The organism is Brucella pituitosa (assembly GCF_965577835.1).
Lineage (GTDB): Bacteria > Pseudomonadota > Alphaproteobacteria > Rhizobiales > Rhizobiaceae > Brucella > Brucella pituitosa.
Map to the genome: position 1 here is coordinate 1045886 of NZ_OZ264093.1, position 15733 is coordinate 1061618.

The following is a 15733-nucleotide window of genomic DNA, read 5'->3' on the forward strand; positions in this document are numbered from 1 at the left end:
TGCCACCACCCTTTAGGCTTTGATTGGCAGAAATTCGAACGACGATCAACACCCCGCCAGCCACCAACTGGCGGGTTACCACACACGAGGAGAGAATGAATGCATGCACCGCTACCCAGCGGGCCTTTCGGCTGCGTCCTTGCTGACGCGCCATGGTCTTTCAGAACATACGGAAAAAAAGACGTTGCACCGGCACGAGGCCGTCAGCCTTACGGCGTGATGTCACTTGACGATATCAAAGCGCTGCCTGTCGAACAGGTATGCGCTCGCGACTGTTTGTTATTCATGTGGACGGTTTCGCACCTGCAGGCCGCTGCAATCGATGTGGCTGCTGCGTGGGGATTCAAACCTGTCAGTGTTGCTTTTGTATGGGACAAAGGCCGCATGGGCATGGGCTATTGGACACGGCAGGAAGTCGAAATCTGTCATCTGTTCAAGCGCGGTAAGCCTCGCCGTCTGTCGAAGGGCGTGCGCTCTCTTATCAAAGCTCCACGCCGCGAGCATTCGCGCAAGCCGGATGAGCAATACGGGCGCATCGAGAAGCTAGTTGATGGTCCTTATCTCGAACTATTCGCCCGTCAAGCGTGGCCGGGCTGGTCTTCATGGGGCAACGAGTCTGAGAAGTATGTGGCGGCAAACGACAATCAAGATTTGCAGGGGAGGGTGGCAGCATGAGCCATCCAGATCAATGCCATATCTGCCTTCGCAGGGCTGTGGGCCTCGGCGTCCAGGAACACAAAGAGCCGATCCGCTGGCTATGCAAGGAATGCGCAGACATTGCCGAGCATATCCGTACCCGCCGCAGGCTAGATCCGTACGAACTGCGCGCTCTTGATGCCGGCGTTGAGTCAGTCGGGGCCTTCCTTGGGTCCATAGGCAAAACCGACCTTGCTGAGTGCGACGAGCTGGAAGCACGCATGCTGGTGAAAGCCGCATGGGAGGGCTGCGGGCGAGGGATGCGGGAAGCTCTTAAAGAAGCTCCATTTTAGGAAAGGCGCCGTTTTGATGAAACACGACAACGACGACAACGCGCTGCGCTTTCTTTCAGTCTGCAGCGGGATCGAGGCGGCTTCGGTTGCGTGGAGCCCTCTCGGCTGGCAGGCGGTTGCTTTTAGCGAGATTGAGAAATTCCCGTCGGCGGTGCTGGCGCATCATTATCCAGATGTGCCGAACCTTGGAGATTTCACAAAGATCGACACATCCGCACTCGGTCGTGTCGATATCCTCTGCGGTGGCACACCTTGTCAGGCATTCTCTATTGCGGGCGCGCGCAGGTCGCTTGAAGACGCACGCGGCAACTTAACCCTAGCCTTTGTGGAGCTTGCACATGAGCTTGCAGCAGGAAATGGACTTCGCAACGCCGTCTGGGAAAATGTCCCCGGCGTCATATCGACCAAAGACAACGCATTCGGATGTTTCCTGGCAGGACTTGTCGGAGCAGATGATACCTTGCTGCCGCCAGACGGGCACAAATGGCCCAACGCAGGTATGGTTGCCGGGCCACGGGCACGGGCCGCTTGGCGGTTTCTCGACGCTCAATATTTCGGATTGGCCCAACGACGCAAGCGTGTCATCGTTATCGCAGATTTTGGAAACGGGGCAGATCCCGCAGCGGTTCTATTTGAGCGCAAAAGCCTGTCAGGGAATACTCCGCCGCGCCGCAGCTCGCAGAAAAGCCTTACCAGAGATGTTGCGCCAAGCCTTAGAGCACAGAGCAATTGCTCCCTGAGGGACGATAGCGACGCATATGTGGCAGTCTCGTCGTCCGGCGATGTCTCTCACTGCCTAAATGCCGGTGGCATGGGCCGACAGGATTATGAAACCGAGACGATGATCGCGGTTGCTGGCGCTATCTGCAAAGACAGTTTCACGGGTGGCGCAGGCGGTAGGCCAGAAGGCGCCGCAGCTGGTCATTTCATCCCCATAGCATTCGATGCCAGGCAGTCCGATGTTCTGGTTTACGGTGATAAGGCAGGACCAATAGATACTGGCATTCCGCCGATATCTATCTGCGCACCTCTTAACACACAGATGGGCTTACGCGGAGCCGACACTTCGAACACAAACCGTGAGGGCGTTGGGATCGGTGAAATAGGTGATCCAGCGTTCACGCTTCAAGCTGCTCATAGTCATGCAGTCATAACATCTTGGGCCGTCCGCCGCCTCACGCCAACAGAATGCGAACGCCTGCAGGGCTTTCCAGATGGATACACGAATATCCCTGTCGGAAAGAAAATGGCCGCTGATGGGCCGCGCTACAAGGCATTAGGCAATAGCTGGGCCGTTCCCAAGTTCCGATGGGTTGGCGAGCGAATCGAGCGGTTAATGCCGAAAGCAGCCAACGACAATCACTGCAGCAATACGCTGTGGCCCTCCGCATAGAGATGGTTGAGTAGGCCAGCGGTATAGTTGGCCTGCCACTGCTCAAACCCGGTTTGAACGTTACCGCCGAGCTCGGCTACTTGTTCCGTCACTTTATCAATAACGGCCCAGGTTCCGTCTGGCATTTCTCGAATGCTGTATCTGGCTTCGTTCATTGGTTTTCTCCAAGGAAACAAACATGCATACTAACATCACATCCGTTGTCGAAGAAGACCCAATGCTCGACGTAGCGCTGTCGTATCAAGCGCAAAACTGGCCAGTCTTTCCTTGCCGTCACCGTGACGATGAATATGTCGATCAAGATGGGTGCATTGAGATCCTCGCCATCAAGACCCCGCTTACGAGCAACGGGTTCCGTGGTGCGACGCTCAACGAGCGTATCGTCCGTGAATACTGGCGCCGCAATCCATCCGCGATGATCGGCGTGCCAACAGGTGCGCCTATTGGTGCATGGGTTCTTGATATTGATCCGAAACACGGCGGCGACGAGACGCTTGCAGTGTTGGAGGCCGAACACGGCGATCTGCCTGCAACCCTGACCGCAGAAACCACGAGTGGAGGCCGTCACTACTTCTTTCGTCATCGACAGGGCGTTCGCAACCGCGGCGCGCTTGGCTCCGGCGTCGATGTTCGCGGTGACGGCGGTTATGTCATTGCGGCCGGAAGCGTGCCGGAGGTTGGCCTGCCTTATCGCTGGGTGTCTGAGCAAGAGCCGGTCGACGCGCCAGACTGGTTGCTGGAGCTGGTGCTGCCACGCTCATACGAAAGCACTTACACCGCGGCACCGTCTGTTAGCGGCAAGATCAACGACCGTTATGTCGAGCGTGCAGTTCAATCAGAGCTGGACGATCTTGCGCTTGAACCGATGGGTAACCGCAACAACCGTCTGAACGACGCTGCGTTCCGTTTGGGCACTTTTGTCGGGGCAGGCGCACTGGCGGAATCCGAAGCGCGCGCGCTGCTACAAGATGTTGCCAGAGGTTGGGGCCGAGATTGGCCGCGCTGCGTGAAGACCATCGACAACGGCCTGGCTGCTGGTGCACGCAGCCCACGCAGCGTGCCGCAGAATGACAACGACAACACACGTCTGGTCGATATCAGCCGCATGATTGCCAACGGCTTGGCGAAAGCGGAGGCGCGCACTGACGTTATTGCCGAGCAAGTTGCGGACTTCGATTTATCTGTAAGCGAGCCGGAGCAAGCCACTGAAAATAAACGCGCAATCATCGCAACCCCTTTCGTATGGAAAGACCCGGCGACGCTTCCACGGCGCGAGTTTGCGTTTGGTAAGCACTTCATTCGCAAGTATGTTTCAGTGACAGTCGCGCCGGGTGGTCTTGGCAAAACTGCGAACAGCATCGTCGAGGCGCTGGCCATGGCTTCGGGTAAAGCGCTCAATGGCACGAAGCCTCCGAAGCGTCTGAAGGTCTGGTTGTTCAATGCCGAAGATCCACGCGACGAGCTTGAGCGCCGCATCATGGCAGCCTGCATTCATTTCAATCTGAAGCCTGCTGATATCGACGGGCATCTGTTTCTAGACACAGGCCGCGAGCAGGAACTGGTCATAGCGATCGACGACAAGAAAGGCGTGCGCATTCAGGAGCCCGTTGTTGAAGCTGTCGTTGAAACCATCTCTGAGCTTGGCATTGACGTGATGATTGTTGACCCGTTCGTGTCGACGCACCAGGTCAATGAAAACGACAATGGCGCAATCGACAAGGTTGCCAAGCTCTGGGCGCAGGTCGCTGACCGGACCAACTGCTCAATCGATATCGTGCATCATCTACGCAAGGTGAGCGATCGGGAAGCTACGGTGGAAGACGCTCGCGGAGCAGTCTCTCTTATCGGTGCTGCGCGCTCCGTGCGTGTGCTCAACCGCATGTCTGAAGCGCAAGCCAAAGACGCAGGGATGGGGTCAATGGATCGGTTTGCGTATTTCTCTGTCACATACGGGAAGGCTAACCTTGCACCTCTTTCGCACAAGGCTGATTGGCGCAAGCTGGAGAGTGTTGCGCTTGGCAACGGGCAGGGGCTGACAAAGCCGCAGGATCATGCGCCGGTCGTTATCGCTTGGACTTGGCCGACCAGCGAGGACATTGCAGACGAACTTACAGAAGCGCAGCGCGAGGCCATCCGTGGTGCCGTTAATGGCGGGATGTATAAGCAAGCACCTAACGCTAAGGAATGGGTCGGGCTAGCAGTGGCCTACGCTCTGCAGTTGGACGTTGATGAAGAATCCGACAAGAAACGTGCCGGAGTCATAACCAAGGCGCTCTTTGCGGAAGGCTTTCTGAAGAAGGTCGAAGAACGAGACCCGATCCAACGACGTATGACGACGTTTGTCAGAGCGGTGTAAAAAGGCGGCCGGCGTTTTAGTGCGAATGGGAACCAAATATTAGGTTCAGCATTATCTCGATGCTGATATCTTACCTGGTGGGAATAATGAAAAAGAGATTTCTCTCACTCCTGGCCTTCACCTTGTTGGCAGGGGCATTAACAGCATGTAAAACGACCGGTCGACCGTCGCAGGTCCAAGCAGTAAGTGGCTTTGATGCTGAACGCTATCTTGGAAAATGGTACGAACTTGGACGCATCGAAAACCGGTTTGAGCGCGGCATGACCCATACAACCGCTCAATATTCGACGAACACCGATGGGACGATCAAGGTGGTGAACGCGGGCTATGACCCGCAAAAAGGTGCCTTCAGGAGCGCTACAGGGAAGGCGAAATTCGCAGGTGCTTCAGATGTGGGTGCTTTGAAGGTTTCGTTTTTCGGGCCGTTTTATGGCGATTATAACGTCGTGGCGCTGGATAGAAAGTACCAATGGTCAATCGTGGCAGGAGACAAACCAGAAAAGTATTTCTGGGTACTGTCCCGTCAGCCTACGTTGACTAAGAAAATAAAGGGCAAGGCTATCAGTGTCGCACGGCAGCTTGGAGTTGACCCAGATTCCATTCTATGGGTCGAGCAAAAGCGCTAGCAACTAGGGGTAAGAAAGCGGGGCTTCAGCTCCGCTTTTTTCGTCTGCAGCACTATCTACACCATATCTTCCGCCGAAATCCGATAGGAAGTTTGGCGAGCGCTGGAATAAACTTCTCGGGCAACGTCGTAAATAAGTCTCCGAGACGCGTCGAATGCAGCGAGAAGTGACGATTCCGTCGCGGCGATAGCCCCGTTTTTCTCCAGTGCGGTTTTTTCAACTAGGAACGGAACCGATGTCATTCCATCGTAGCCGACGAAGCGCACCCCCATCTCCAAGTCATCGAAACTTCGGCTAGGGTTTGGAAACGAAAGGGTCATTGTTTTTTGCATTTGACTGCTCCGCCTTCATCATGCCAGCGATCAACGGCCTTTGTCATTGTTTGATGCTGCTTGATGAACAGGTTCAATGCAATTCGAAGGCGAACTTCATCAAAGGTGCCTTCCTGAAAACGGCGCGTGAGATATCTCGCCGCACCCGTGCGCAAATCTTGCGTGTCGCCGGGTTCGCGGGCATTCCTGAGAAGGCGGGAAATCATGGTAATGTTGCGGGCATCCAAGTGGGTGGAAGACATGACGTCCTCCTTTGTTGCGGGCTAGGGGTTCGCCCCTCTGACGACAGCGCCCGTTTCAATTGCTGTCGTGATAATGACCATGCGCCTTCCATGGCGAGAAAGCAAATAAGGCTGCAATGCGACGACCGTTGGCACATTTTCTTGAATATCTCATCTAACCGCAAAGCTTTGCGGGTGTTTGCCATCGAATCTTGCAGACAACTCCAACGCCGAATTATCCCGAGGAACTTATACGCAGATGGCACGTTTTACCCTTACAGTCAGGAGGACGGTATGAAAACGCTATCTGATATTTTCGAGCATACGTTGCAGGACATTTATTACGCTGAAAACGCGATTACCAAAGCGTTGCCTAAAATTGCCAAGGCCGTTAAAAATGAAAAGCTAAAAGCGGCCGCAGAAGCGCATTTAGAGGAAACAAAAGGGCAGATTGTTACCCTGAATGAGGTGTTCAAATACCTCAAAATGAAGCCGAGCGCTGAAAAATGCGACGCCATCGAGGGGTTGATAAAGGAAGCCGACAGCTTGATGGAAAAAGCCAGCGGAACAGCGCTTGACGCAGGTCTTCTGGCTGCTTGTCAAGCCGTTGAGCATTATGAAATCTCGAGGTATGGCTCGCTGCGGGAATGGGCAAAGGAGCTTGGTTATACCGAAGCTCACACTTTGCTGAGTGAGATACTTGATCAGGAAAAAGCGGCCAATAGCAAGTTAACGAACCTTGCAATCAGTCAAATCAATAAGGCGTAGTCTCTGCTCTAATCTCCGGGAGTTGCGGATGTAAAGCCGACCTCCCGCCGCCCTAATTGCAACCCACTGTCACAATCAAAATACAACCATAGGTAACGCGTAAAGTTGTGCGTAGAGTTGATTTTTTCTGCATCAACTCTACGCATTTGCACGCTGCTTAAGGTGCGTAATCAATCCTCTATAGATGATTACGCACTTGAGCGCGCAGCGCGTAATGTTGCAGTGTTGGAACTTTACGCACTTTACGCACTTTGAAGGATGGTAAAATACAACCTGAGTTGAGGTTGGTTGAAATTATCCCGGTCGACGCTTGACCGACGTGTCACTCCCACCATGATGTGAATTGTCAGCAAACCAAGCTGACGCACCATGAACACGAGGAGAGACCATGACACGAAGACGTGCGCTGAAATGCGCGTCATCCAGCAAGCTCAGTTCAAGCAAGCTCAGTTCCAGACCAGCAACCAGCACCAAATCTGCAACAAAGCCAAAAGCCACAACCCAGACCGTGCGCATCAATGGCGTCCGAACGATCATCACGACACGCAATGGCAAGGTGACCACAAAGGCAGCCCTGCCTCTGGAGTGGGAACTGCAAGCTGCACAGGTCCGGGCATTACGCAGATTGCCAGAATACGCGCACACCGCGCGCGAGGTGAGGCCAGGAACATTCACACTGGCTGGAGATCAAAACGCAGCCAAGCGCGGCCCCAAGGCGAGAGCCGAGGCATTAGCTGCAGGGCTGACGCCGGGAGAAGCAGACGTCCGGATCTATCTCTACGGTGGTGTGCTGCGGCAGATTGAAAACAAGGTCGGCAAGGCCAAACTCGAACCAAGCCAGATAACCCGTCATCCGTTGCTTGATGCTCTTGGGTTTCCCGTCGTGGTCGTCAGGGCAATCACCGAAGACGATGCAGCAGAGCAGGCAGTGAGGCTGGTTAAAGGCTGGCTGCTGGAAGCTTCGAACGATAACCAACCAAAACCGCACGAGGAGAACATCAATGACGCAGCTTAATCTAAAGCCACATATCATGACCAGTGCCATTCATGGGTCACACAGCCCAGAACGCGCACCAGAGCAAAGGCAGGCAGCGAGGGAGCAAATGCGGCTTGAACGTGCTCGTGAAGTAAAGGCTTTGGCAAAGTTGCGTCGCCGTATCAATAAACGGCAAGGAATTGGAAGCGATTGGGATGGCCGTGCTGCAAACGACAACATCGCTTGGCCATTGGCAACAGCCTTGATCAGGGAAGGCAATACAGACCTTCTAAAATACGCAATGATGTATCGCCGCATTTACACCGCAGCAAAAAGCAATGCGCTACTGGGAGGGGCAACTGTGACGCTGGGCGAAGGAATGGCTCTTGATCGCCATATACATGTTCGCCCGAATGGAAGCATCGCCTACAAGCATGTCAGGCAATCCACGGCTGCCAGCGTAGATATCCCGTCCCGCAAGAAAAGCATTACCGACTCTGAGACGCAGTTGACTTCTGACAAATCGGAAAGCGGTTACACCAACGTACCGAAGCCATGGAAAGGCGATGCACCCGTCAACGATATGATAGATGCGAAACGCAAGTTGGCTAAACTACAATCGGCGCTTGGCTATCTTTGTGAGCCGTTCGAGTTGGCTTGTATTGATGGAAAGACGTACGCAGAGGTTGGGGCAACGCTTGATATTGTGCACAAGCACGCCGCAACTGGCGCTGGTCGGGCACTCATTCATACATCGCTTCTAACATTGCGCGACATGCTTGGAAGATTGGATCGCGAAGACTTTTAAAAGTGAGTGGCCATTCAAACCGCCAGAACGTTGGTAATAGTGGGAAGGCAATCTTCCAATTCATTCCACGTTCTGTGCGCACAGGCCGATGCCAGCGACAGACGCTCGGTCAGTGATGAACCGGGCGTAACAATCCCCGGCGCCGTTTCTCCTCCGGCAGACGGGATACGGCGGGTTGAGGTTGGCAAGATAAAGCCAGTGCCTCCCCGCCGATCAATTCATGTTTGTGTAGCTTAATGGTAAAGCAACGGTCTCCAAAACCGTCGATGTTGGTTCGATTCCAGCCACATTCGCCAATCTTCATCTGGGTGTAGCTCAGCAGGTAGAGCGCTCGGCTTGGGTCCGAGAGGCCGCAGGTTCAAGCCCTGCCACCTTGACCAGTTTCATCAAGAAGAATTATGCGGAGTGGAGAAGTGGTCATCTCGCTTGGCTCATAACCAAGAGATCGTCGGTTCGAATCCGACCTGCCGCAACCAAACAAGACCAGCAACGCCTATCGTGTCCAGCAATGACAATGAAGCGCACCTAAGCTGGTTACTATCGCAAAGGTGCTGGTGTGACCAACGCGCTTACGCGGGCATGGTGCGCAACGCTGCGACTACCTGAATATAGCAGCCAAGTATAATCAGCAGCACTGACGCAGTAATGATTGAAATGATCTTCATGCCCGTTGATAGCCCCACGAGAGTTTCACGATCAAGGCAAATTTGCGTGATCTGTCACGCGGATTGCTGATTACCTACACGAGGAGTAAGAGCATGAGTAAGGGCCAGACAATTATCGCCAACGCATTCAACGAATGGATGCGCCGCTACACTGAAGACCCGAACGGCTTTGAGCGTGAATGGCAAACGGTCAGCAAGTTCCTTGAGCACCAGCAGGATGGCGTTGAGCCTGACTATGGTCAGTCATGCGCTGCATATCTTAAGAAGCTGATTGATGAGCTCTCAGAATAGACCTTGGATCAAATGGTATAAGCTCAAGCGATGGGAAGCACGTCGGCAAGCTCTGTTCGCTGAACAGCCGTTGTGCGTGAAGTGCTTGCAGCGTGAAGAGATCACGGTTGCGAACACTGCCGATCATATCACGCCACATCGTGGAAATCCTGAGCTATTCTGGCACGGTGAGTTGCAGCCACTCTGTGCGTCATGCCATTCACGCGACAAGCAGATTGAAGAGGCGGGCAAGGTTGCCGTGACCTTTGGGGCCGATGGATACCCTCTCGACTGAAAACCGAAATGTTGCAAAAATGCAACATTACCATCCCGAACGTGTCAAAAATGTCACACATCGATGGTGGGGGCGGGGTCAAAAGTCTCCCGACCGCTAGAGCGCGGAACGGCGAGGGAAGTTCCTTCTAGCGCTAATACAGTTTTTTTCAATGAGGTAATTATGGCGAAGCGTAAAAGCCGCATCGATAGCGCGGCTGAAACCGTGCGCGTGATGGCGAAGGCTGCTGCCAGTATTGAGCGTCCATCGAACATTCCACTCTCTGATGAGGACATTCCATTTTTCGAGAATGTTATTGCCGAATATGCAAGGTCGGAATGGTCAGCCCACCAGCTTGAGCTCGCGGCACTACTCGCGCGCACAATGGCTGATCTAACGCGCGAGCAAGGCTTGCTGCGAGATGAGGGCGGTATCGCATATTCTGACAAAGGTACACCTGTCGCCAATCCGCGCAAGTCGATCGTGCAGATGCACGCAAGCTCAATCCTTTCCTTTCGCCGTTCACTGTCGCTTCACGCGCGTGCGCAAGCGGGCGAGGGCCGGGATGTTGCAAAACGACGTGCGTCCGCCAAAGACATTGAGGACGGCAACCCGCTAGAGGACGATCTACTGGCGCGGCCCGATTGAGGTAAATGGCGGGTAAGATATTAACGCGCGGCGAACGTGTTATTGCGTTCGTGGAAAAGTTTTGCATTGTGCCGGAAGGCACGTTGCTCGGTAAGCCGGTTCGGCTGCTCCCGTTTCAGAAAAAATTTATAACCGACGTCTATGACAACCCGAGTGGCACATCTCGAGCCTACCTGTCTATTGCAAGAAAGAATGGCAAGACCGCGATCATAGCTTGCTTGCTACTCGCGCACATCATCGGGCCGGAAGCGTATCAGAATAGCCGCATCATTTCTGGTGCACGTTCGCGTAAGCAGGCTGCGGAAGTTTTCAATTACGCCTCTAAGATGTTCATGATGCAGCCGGCGTTTAAAAAGCTTGGCCGCTGTATTCCGTCTAGCAAGACGATTATCGGCTATACGAAGAACGTCGAATATCAGGCCATCTCGGCAGAAGCCGCAACCGCTCACGGCGGATCGCCAATCCTGGCTATTCTTGATGAGGTGGGGCAGGTCAAAGGACCTACTGACGATTTCGTTGAGGCTATTGAAACTTCACAGGGCGCTTACGAAGGTATGGCGCTGCTGATTGCTATTTCGACGCAGGCTGCAACCGACAACGATATGTTCAGCCGCTGGATCGATGATGCTGAAACATCGAAAGATCCCCGCATTGTTAGCCACGTTTATTCGGCGGACGCGGAATGTGATCTTCAGGATGAGAAAGCGTGGCGCGCTGCCAATCCAGCGCTAGGCATTTTCAAATCAGTCAGTGACGTGAGGGATTTTGCAGCACGAGCTGCCCGTCAGCCAACAGTTGAAGCAAGCTTTCGTTGGTTGCACCTCAATCAGCGTATCGACGCATCTGCGCCGTTTGTAACTCCTGCGGTCTGGAAAGAATGTGGACGCACTGAATTGGCAGACTTCGGAGGCTTGCCGGTGTTCGGCGGGCTTGATCTATCTGAGGTGAATGATCTTACCGCGCTTGTTCTGATGGCTCCCAAGGATGGCATTTGGCATGTGAGGCCTACATTCTGGCTGCCGAGCGATGGGTTGAGGCAAAAGGCAAAAGATGATCGCGTGCCCTACGATATTTGGGCTAAACCATCTGATAACGGCGATGTTTTCTTAGAAACCACACCCGGTCCGACTGTTGATTATGAGTTTCTTGCTCATCACCTATTTTCATTGAAGCAGTCATCCGACCTTCGCAAGATCGCATTTGACCGATGGAACTTTCGGCATCTCAAGCCTTGGCTTTTGAATGCTGGATTCACCGAGGAAGAAACCGAAGGCGACGCCGCACTGTTCGAACCTTTCGGGCAAGGCTTCGCTTCAATGTCACCGGCTCTGCGAACGCTGGAAAGCCTGCTTCTCAGCAAGAAGATTGCTCATGGCGAACACCCTGTTCTCAACATGTGCATGGTCAACGCGACTGTAAAGCAAGATCCTTCCGGCAATCGGAAACTCGACAAGCAAAAGTCGCGTGGACGCATTGATGGCGCTGTTGCGCTTGCCATGGCGACTGCCGTCGCAAGCACATACGAGCAGGAAGTTCCTGAACCATCCGTATACCGCAAAGGCCGTGGCCTTTTAATATTGTGAGGGCCGCATGGGCTTGAGAGATTGGTGGCGTGGGTCGGGCACATCTGCCCCATCTACGCCGCGAAGAGATCCAGCTTTCGTTGGTCCTTCATGGAATAGCATGGCGGCTTCGACGCTGGAAGAATATCTGGCGGGACAGACGCCAAGTGCGAACGTAACTGCCGATGCGGCGATGAAGATCTCTGCCGTTTGGCGCTGCGTGAATCTGATTTCGGGTGGGGTTGCTACTCTGCCGCTTGACTTAAAGCGACGCGTCAATGGTGCACGGGTTGACGCTGAAGATCATGATCTCTGGCAGGTGTTGCGACGCAAACCGAACAAGTGGCAGACAACTGCTGAGTTCAGGCGAATGATGCAGGCGAGTGTTCTGCTGCGCGGCAATGGATATGCGCTTATTGTTCGGTCGGGTAAAAAGGTGCTTGAGCTTATTCCTCTTAACGCTGACAACGTTGAGCCGAAGCAAGAGCGAGACCTATCGATAAGTTACACGGTCACGCTGCCTTCCGGTGTGCGCACAATTCTCAAGCAACGCGATATGTTTCATCTGCGCGGCTTAACGATGGATGGCGTAACCGGGTTGCCGGTGATCACTTATGCACGCGAGGCAATGGGACTTGCGATCGCCACCGAAAATCATGCGGGCGCACTCTTCAAGAATGGTACGCGCGCTGGTGGCGTCATCAAGCACCCTGGAACGTTGGGCGAGGAAGGCGTTGTCGCCCTTCGTGAAAGTCTGGATTACTACCGATCCGGTGGCGCTCTGGAGGGCCGGGACCTTATTCTTGAAGAGGGAATGGAATACGACCGGCTGGCGATGACGTCAGTCGATGCGCAGTTCATTCAAACGCGTGTTCAGTCCCTCGCCGAGATCGGAATGTATTTTGGTGTGCCATTACACCTTATTGGATTGAACGACAAAGCATCGAGCTGGGGAACCGGCATTGAGCAGATGGGCATCGGCTTCGTCACCTATACCATGCAGGACTGGCTCACGATGTGGGAGCAGGCCATTGGGCGTGATCTGATCGATGAGAAAGAAACCGATCTTTACGCCAAGTTCAACCATGCTGCACTGCTCAAGGGTGACACAGTCGCTCGATATGGCGCTTACGCCACTGGCAAGCAGTGGGGCTGGCTTTCGTCAAACGACATCCGCGCGCTGGAAGACATGAACCCAATTGAGGGCGGCGACGAATATCTCCAGCCACTCAATATGGCGCCAGTTGGTTCACAACCATCCACGGCAGACTTGCCACAGGAATAATCAAACATGGACCTACCTAGAATTGCTGTGCCGGTGCGAGATGGCATTCGCGCACGAACGCCTGATGCTGTCTTGGAGAAGTGGGACGCTTCCATCCTCTCTGCAGATGCAATCGGCGACAATGTAATCTCAATCTATGATGTGATCGGCGAAGACTTCTGGACCGGGGGCGGCTTTACGCTCAAGCGACTAGATGCAGCCCTCCGAACCATTGGACGTCGCGACTTCGAAGTTCATATCAATTCACCAGGCGGCGATATGTTCGAAGGTGTGGCGATCTTCAACAAGATCCGCGACCACGCTGATGCCAACAATCTGACGGTCAAAGTCAAGGTGCTCGGCGTTGCAGCAAGTGCTGCAAGCGTGATCGCAATGGCTGGTGACGAGATTGAAATCGGTTCTTCGGCATCGATTATGATCCACAACTGCTGGACCATCGCACAAGGCAATCGTCGTGACTTTGCCGAAATGGCAGTCACGATGGAGCAGTTCGACGCCAACATGGCGTCTGTCTATGAGGCCAGAACCGGCAATGATAAGGAATCCATCGTTGCGATGATGGATGCAGAAACTTGGTTCTCCGGTCAGGCGGCAATTGATGCTGGTTTTGCTACTGCTTTGCTACCGGCTGACCGTATCAAGTCAGAGCCGAACACAAAAGCGAACGCGCTTCGCGCTGAAAAGCAAACTGAACGCGCTTTGAGGCTTGCTGGTGCGTCTGCCAAAGAAGCCAAAACAACTATCTCAGACATGAAGAAGGCCGCGCGCGACGATGCCGTTGAGCCCAATTCCAACGCTGATGTTGCTCAGTCTGAATACGCCGCACTCGCGGCTTCACTTACGAAATTAACGTCAGCGTTAGGAGTATCCCATGACTGACATCAATACTGTAACGGCCCTCATTGAAAAGCAGGGCGAAGCCTTTGAAGCTTTCAAGGCCGAACACACCAAGGCACTCGCTGACGTTCGCAAGGATGTGGTGCAGGCCGAAAAGGTTGATCGTATCAACGCGGACATCAGCAATCTTACGGCCGCTATCGACGATGCAAACTCCAAGCTTGCTGCCGTTATGGTCGGTGGTGCTGGTGAACCTGCAAAAGGCCGCGGTGAATATGCAAAGGCGTTTGATCGCTTCTTCCGTAAGGGCGATGAATCTGGTCTTGAAGCGGCTTCAGCTGCTGGCGTGAAGGCCGGAATGAGCGTCGGCGTCCCAGAAGAAGGCGGCTATACCGCTCCGACAGAATGGGATCGCACGATTACCGACAAGCTGAAGATTGTTTCACCGATGCGCCAGATCGCAACGGTTCAGACGATCAGCGGTACTGGCTTCTCGAAGCTGTATAACGACCGTGCGACTGCATCCGGTTGGGTTGGTGAAACTGCCGCTCGCCCTGAAACCACAACTGCAAAGTTTGCAGAAGTGAAGTTCAACACTGGCGAGATTTACGCGAACCCTGCCGCAACTCAGAGACTGCTAGATGATTCCGAAATCAATCTGGAAAGCTGGCTTGCTGGTGAAGTCGAAACTGAGTTTGCGTATCAGGAAGGTCTTGCGTTCGTCTCTGGCAACGGCACTGACAAGCCAAAGGGGCTTCTGACCTATACGACCGCTCCATCCCATCCTTGGGGCGCTATTCCTACGGTCAATTCTGGCGATGCGGCCGCATTGACCACTGACGGTCTTGTCAATCTCGTCTATGATCTGCCGAGCGAGCGGACGCCGAATGCTCGATTTGCACTGAACCGCAAGTCGCAGGGTGAAATTCGCAAACTGAAGGACGGTAACGGCAACTACATCTGGCAGCCAGGCCTCCAGAGTGGACAGCCAGCAACGATCCTTGGCTTCCCGGTCACGGAGCTTGCTGCGATGCCTGACATTGCAGCAGACGCCATTCCGGTCGTCTTCGGTGATTTCCAGCGTGGTTATCTCGTGATCGATCGCATGGGTATTCGCATTCTGCGTGATCCATATAGCAACAAGCCATTCGTGCAGTTCTACACGACCAAGCGCGTTGGTGGCGGTGTTACCGATCCAACGGCTCTGCGTTATCACAAAATCGCAGCTTAACGAATATGGGGCGGCCTTCGGGTCGCCCTTATACTTGGAGGCGCTGATGGAAGTGCGTATTTCTAAGGCATTCAGAGCGGTGCCAACTGGCGATGTTTACCCGCGAGAATTTAAGGTGGGTGAAACAGTCAACGACCGGATGGCTGAAATTGCTCGCGCTCTGGGTTGCGCCGATGATGATCTCGTGAAGAAGAAGGGCGGCCCTCGTGGCGGTAACGCTTGAAATTGCCAAGAAGCATCTCCGCGTTTCGTATGACGACGAAGATGATGAGATCGATCTGTACCTAGCGGCGGCAGTCAATTGGACGATGACATATACCAAGCGCGAGACGGTGCCCGTTGGCGCTGAGTTTGCGTTTGATGCGGCAGCATTATTGATGATGTCCAGCATGTTTGAAAACCGCGAGATGGTTATCACAGGCACGATCCAAGCAGAAATCCCAACGGCACGACGGCTCATCGATCCGTATCGCCTACTTCGCGTTTAGGAGA

Annotated in this window: 21 protein-coding genes and 2 tRNA genes; 19 read left to right on the forward strand and 4 right to left on the reverse strand. The window is 54.0% G+C overall.

The window, feature by feature from the left end; translation table 11 throughout:
• The first annotated feature begins 99 nt into the window (after window positions 1–99).
• The 3 genes from ACSME1_RS16115 to ACSME1_RS16125 are packed head-to-tail and all read left to right on the forward strand — an operon-like array spanning window position 100 to window position 2382.
• Window positions 100–675, forward strand: coding sequence for an MT-A70 family methyltransferase (locus ACSME1_RS16115; RefSeq protein ID WP_435655004.1), 576 nt, complete (start codon window positions 100–102; stop codon window positions 673–675).
• Window positions 672–989, forward strand: a complete 318-nt coding sequence (locus tag ACSME1_RS16120; protein WP_435655005.1) for a DUF6511 domain-containing protein — start codon at window positions 672–674, stop codon at window positions 987–989. Before ACSME1_RS16115 ends, ACSME1_RS16120 begins: the two co-directional genes overlap by 4 nt.
• Before the next feature lie 16 nt (window positions 990–1005).
• Window positions 1006–2382: a DNA cytosine methyltransferase gene (locus tag ACSME1_RS16125; RefSeq protein WP_435655006.1), complete on the forward strand. Its 1377-nt coding sequence runs from the start codon at window positions 1006–1008 to the stop codon at window positions 2380–2382.
• On the opposite strand, the gene ACSME1_RS16130 is transcribed toward ACSME1_RS16125, so the two are convergent.
• Complete coding sequence (locus tag ACSME1_RS16130) at window positions 2349–2537, reverse strand: hypothetical protein (protein WP_007878742.1); 189 nt, start codon at window positions 2535–2537, stop codon at window positions 2349–2351. The two genes, ACSME1_RS16125 and ACSME1_RS16130, sit on opposite strands and share 34 nt — an antisense overlap.
• A 23-nt stretch (window positions 2538–2560) precedes the next feature.
• On the opposite strand from ACSME1_RS16130, the gene ACSME1_RS16135 reads away from it, so the two are divergent.
• Both ACSME1_RS16135 and ACSME1_RS16140 read left to right on the forward strand, forming a co-directional pair.
• Window positions 2561–4738: a bifunctional DNA primase/polymerase gene (locus tag ACSME1_RS16135; protein ID WP_435655007.1), complete on the forward strand. Its 2178-nt coding sequence runs from the start codon at window positions 2561–2563 to the stop codon at window positions 4736–4738.
• An 86-nt stretch (window positions 4739–4824) separates the two neighbouring features.
• Window positions 4825–5364, forward strand: a complete 540-nt coding sequence (locus tag ACSME1_RS16140) for a lipocalin family protein (protein ID WP_435655008.1) — start codon at window positions 4825–4827, stop codon at window positions 5362–5364.
• Window positions 5365–5420: 56 nt separating this feature from the next.
• Here the strand turns inward: ACSME1_RS16140 and ACSME1_RS16145 are convergent, their stop codons facing one another.
• Both ACSME1_RS16145 and ACSME1_RS16150 read right to left on the reverse strand, forming a co-directional pair.
• On the reverse strand, window positions 5421–5696 hold the full coding sequence (locus ACSME1_RS16145) for a DUF1488 domain-containing protein (RefSeq protein ID WP_425427564.1): 276 nt from the start codon (window positions 5694–5696) through the stop codon (window positions 5421–5423).
• Window positions 5681–5938: a hypothetical protein gene (locus ACSME1_RS16150; protein ID WP_100557186.1), complete on the reverse strand. Its 258-nt coding sequence runs from the start codon at window positions 5936–5938 to the stop codon at window positions 5681–5683. Before ACSME1_RS16150 ends, ACSME1_RS16145 begins: the two co-directional genes overlap by 16 nt.
• A gap of 273 nt (window positions 5939–6211) precedes the next feature.
• Between ACSME1_RS16150 and ACSME1_RS16155 the strand changes: the two genes are divergently transcribed.
• From ACSME1_RS16155 to ACSME1_RS16165, 3 genes are all read left to right on the forward strand, one after another.
• The gene (locus tag ACSME1_RS16155) at window positions 6212–6685 is read left to right on the forward strand and encodes a ferritin-like domain-containing protein (RefSeq protein ID WP_435655009.1); all 474 of its coding nucleotides are present in this window, start codon (window positions 6212–6214) and stop codon (window positions 6683–6685) included.
• 388 nt (window positions 6686–7073) lie between these two features.
• Window positions 7074–7700, forward strand: coding sequence for a VRR-NUC domain-containing protein (locus ACSME1_RS16160; RefSeq protein ID WP_435655010.1), 627 nt, complete (start codon window positions 7074–7076; stop codon window positions 7698–7700).
• On the forward strand, window positions 7687–8469 hold the full coding sequence (locus tag ACSME1_RS16165; protein WP_435655011.1) for a hypothetical protein: 783 nt from the start codon (window positions 7687–7689) through the stop codon (window positions 8467–8469). The genes ACSME1_RS16160 and ACSME1_RS16165 overlap by 14 nt, the downstream gene beginning before the upstream one ends.
• A gap of 14 nt (window positions 8470–8483) precedes the next feature.
• Here the strand turns inward: ACSME1_RS16165 and ACSME1_RS16170 are convergent, their stop codons facing one another.
• Window positions 8484–8657: a hypothetical protein gene (locus ACSME1_RS16170; RefSeq protein WP_435655012.1), complete on the reverse strand. Its 174-nt coding sequence runs from the start codon at window positions 8655–8657 to the stop codon at window positions 8484–8486.
• A 116-nt stretch (window positions 8658–8773) separates the two neighbouring features.
• Here ACSME1_RS16170 and ACSME1_RS16175 point away from each other — a divergent pair.
• The 11 genes from ACSME1_RS16175 to ACSME1_RS16225 all read left to right on the forward strand — a co-directional run bounded on the left by ACSME1_RS16175 (window position 8774) and on the right by ACSME1_RS16225 (window position 15729).
• Window positions 8774–8849, forward strand: a tRNA-Pro gene (locus ACSME1_RS16175).
• 19 nt (window positions 8850–8868) lie between these two features.
• Window positions 8869–8945 (forward strand) — tRNA-Met (locus tag ACSME1_RS16180).
• Window positions 8946–9227: 282 nt separating this feature from the next.
• On the forward strand, window positions 9228–9425 hold the full coding sequence (locus ACSME1_RS16185; protein ID WP_435655013.1) for a hypothetical protein: 198 nt from the start codon (window positions 9228–9230) through the stop codon (window positions 9423–9425).
• Window positions 9409–9699: an HNH endonuclease gene (locus tag ACSME1_RS16190; protein ID WP_435655014.1), complete on the forward strand. Its 291-nt coding sequence runs from the start codon at window positions 9409–9411 to the stop codon at window positions 9697–9699. Before ACSME1_RS16185 ends, ACSME1_RS16190 begins: the two co-directional genes overlap by 17 nt.
• Before the next feature lie 162 nt (window positions 9700–9861).
• Window positions 9862–10326, forward strand: coding sequence for a terminase small subunit (locus ACSME1_RS16195; RefSeq protein ID WP_435655015.1), 465 nt, complete (start codon window positions 9862–9864; stop codon window positions 10324–10326).
• A gap of 5 nt (window positions 10327–10331) precedes the next feature.
• The gene (locus tag ACSME1_RS16200) at window positions 10332–11909 is read left to right on the forward strand and encodes a terminase large subunit (RefSeq protein ID WP_435655016.1); all 1578 of its coding nucleotides are present in this window, start codon (window positions 10332–10334) and stop codon (window positions 11907–11909) included.
• 100 nt (window positions 11910–12009) lie between these two features.
• On the forward strand, window positions 12010–13173 hold the full coding sequence (locus ACSME1_RS16205; RefSeq protein WP_435655017.1) for a phage portal protein: 1164 nt from the start codon (window positions 12010–12012) through the stop codon (window positions 13171–13173).
• Between the two features lie 6 nt (window positions 13174–13179).
• A complete protein-coding gene (locus tag ACSME1_RS16210) occupies window positions 13180–14052 on the forward strand; it encodes a head maturation protease, ClpP-related (RefSeq protein WP_435655018.1) in 873 nt (290 codons plus the stop codon).
• Window positions 14045–15241 (forward strand): phage major capsid protein, encoded by a 1197-nt coding sequence (locus tag ACSME1_RS16215; protein WP_435655019.1) that lies wholly within the window; start codon window positions 14045–14047, stop codon window positions 15239–15241. The genes ACSME1_RS16210 and ACSME1_RS16215 overlap by 8 nt, the downstream gene beginning before the upstream one ends.
• A 46-nt stretch (window positions 15242–15287) precedes the next feature.
• The gene (locus tag ACSME1_RS16220) at window positions 15288–15464 is read left to right on the forward strand and encodes a hypothetical protein (protein ID WP_435655020.1); all 177 of its coding nucleotides are present in this window, start codon (window positions 15288–15290) and stop codon (window positions 15462–15464) included.
• A complete protein-coding gene (locus ACSME1_RS16225; RefSeq protein WP_435655021.1) occupies window positions 15448–15729 on the forward strand; it encodes a head-tail connector protein in 282 nt (93 codons plus the stop codon). The genes ACSME1_RS16220 and ACSME1_RS16225 overlap by 17 nt, the downstream gene beginning before the upstream one ends.
• Window positions 15730–15733: the final 4 nt, after the last annotated feature.

What these genes read in the sequence shown, in the direction of transcription:
- ACSME1_RS16135 (WP_435655007.1), top strand. Translation starts at nt 2,561, where the DNA reads ATGCATACTAACATCACATCCGTTGTCGAAGAAGACCCAATGCTCGAC.
- ACSME1_RS16150 (WP_100557186.1), bottom strand. Translation starts at nt 5,938, where the DNA reads ATGTCTTCCACCCACTTGGATGCCCGCAACATTACCATGATTTCCCGC.
- ACSME1_RS16145 (WP_425427564.1), bottom strand. Translation starts at nt 5,696, where the DNA reads ATGCAAAAAACAATGACCCTTTCGTTTCCAAACCCTAGCCGAAGTTTC.
- ACSME1_RS16210 (WP_435655018.1), top strand. Translation starts at nt 13,180, where the DNA reads ATGGACCTACCTAGAATTGCTGTGCCGGTGCGAGATGGCATTCGCGCA.
- ACSME1_RS16205 (WP_435655017.1), top strand. Translation starts at nt 12,010, where the DNA reads ATGGCGGCTTCGACGCTGGAAGAATATCTGGCGGGACAGACGCCAAGT.
- ACSME1_RS16220 (WP_435655020.1), top strand. Translation starts at nt 15,288, where the DNA reads ATGGAAGTGCGTATTTCTAAGGCATTCAGAGCGGTGCCAACTGGCGAT.
- ACSME1_RS16120 (WP_435655005.1), top strand. Translation starts at nt 672, where the DNA reads ATGAGCCATCCAGATCAATGCCATATCTGCCTTCGCAGGGCTGTGGGC.
- ACSME1_RS16155 (WP_435655009.1), top strand. Translation starts at nt 6,212, where the DNA reads ATGAAAACGCTATCTGATATTTTCGAGCATACGTTGCAGGACATTTAT.
- ACSME1_RS16200 (WP_435655016.1), top strand. Translation starts at nt 10,332, where the DNA reads ATGGCGGGTAAGATATTAACGCGCGGCGAACGTGTTATTGCGTTCGTG.
- ACSME1_RS16115 (WP_435655004.1), top strand. Translation starts at nt 100, where the DNA reads ATGCATGCACCGCTACCCAGCGGGCCTTTCGGCTGCGTCCTTGCTGAC.
- ACSME1_RS16140 (WP_435655008.1), top strand. Translation starts at nt 4,825, where the DNA reads ATGAAAAAGAGATTTCTCTCACTCCTGGCCTTCACCTTGTTGGCAGGG.
- ACSME1_RS16160 (WP_435655010.1), top strand. Translation starts at nt 7,074, where the DNA reads ATGACACGAAGACGTGCGCTGAAATGCGCGTCATCCAGCAAGCTCAGT.
- ACSME1_RS16165 (WP_435655011.1), top strand. Translation starts at nt 7,687, where the DNA reads ATGACGCAGCTTAATCTAAAGCCACATATCATGACCAGTGCCATTCAT.
- ACSME1_RS16185 (WP_435655013.1), top strand. Translation starts at nt 9,228, where the DNA reads ATGAGTAAGGGCCAGACAATTATCGCCAACGCATTCAACGAATGGATG.
- ACSME1_RS16125 (WP_435655006.1), top strand. Translation starts at nt 1,006, where the DNA reads ATGAAACACGACAACGACGACAACGCGCTGCGCTTTCTTTCAGTCTGC.
- ACSME1_RS16190 (WP_435655014.1), top strand. Translation starts at nt 9,409, where the DNA reads ATGAGCTCTCAGAATAGACCTTGGATCAAATGGTATAAGCTCAAGCGA.
- ACSME1_RS16195 (WP_435655015.1), top strand. Translation starts at nt 9,862, where the DNA reads ATGGCGAAGCGTAAAAGCCGCATCGATAGCGCGGCTGAAACCGTGCGC.
- ACSME1_RS16130 (WP_007878742.1), bottom strand. Translation starts at nt 2,537, where the DNA reads ATGAACGAAGCCAGATACAGCATTCGAGAAATGCCAGACGGAACCTGG.
- ACSME1_RS16215 (WP_435655019.1), top strand. Translation starts at nt 14,045, where the DNA reads ATGACTGACATCAATACTGTAACGGCCCTCATTGAAAAGCAGGGCGAA.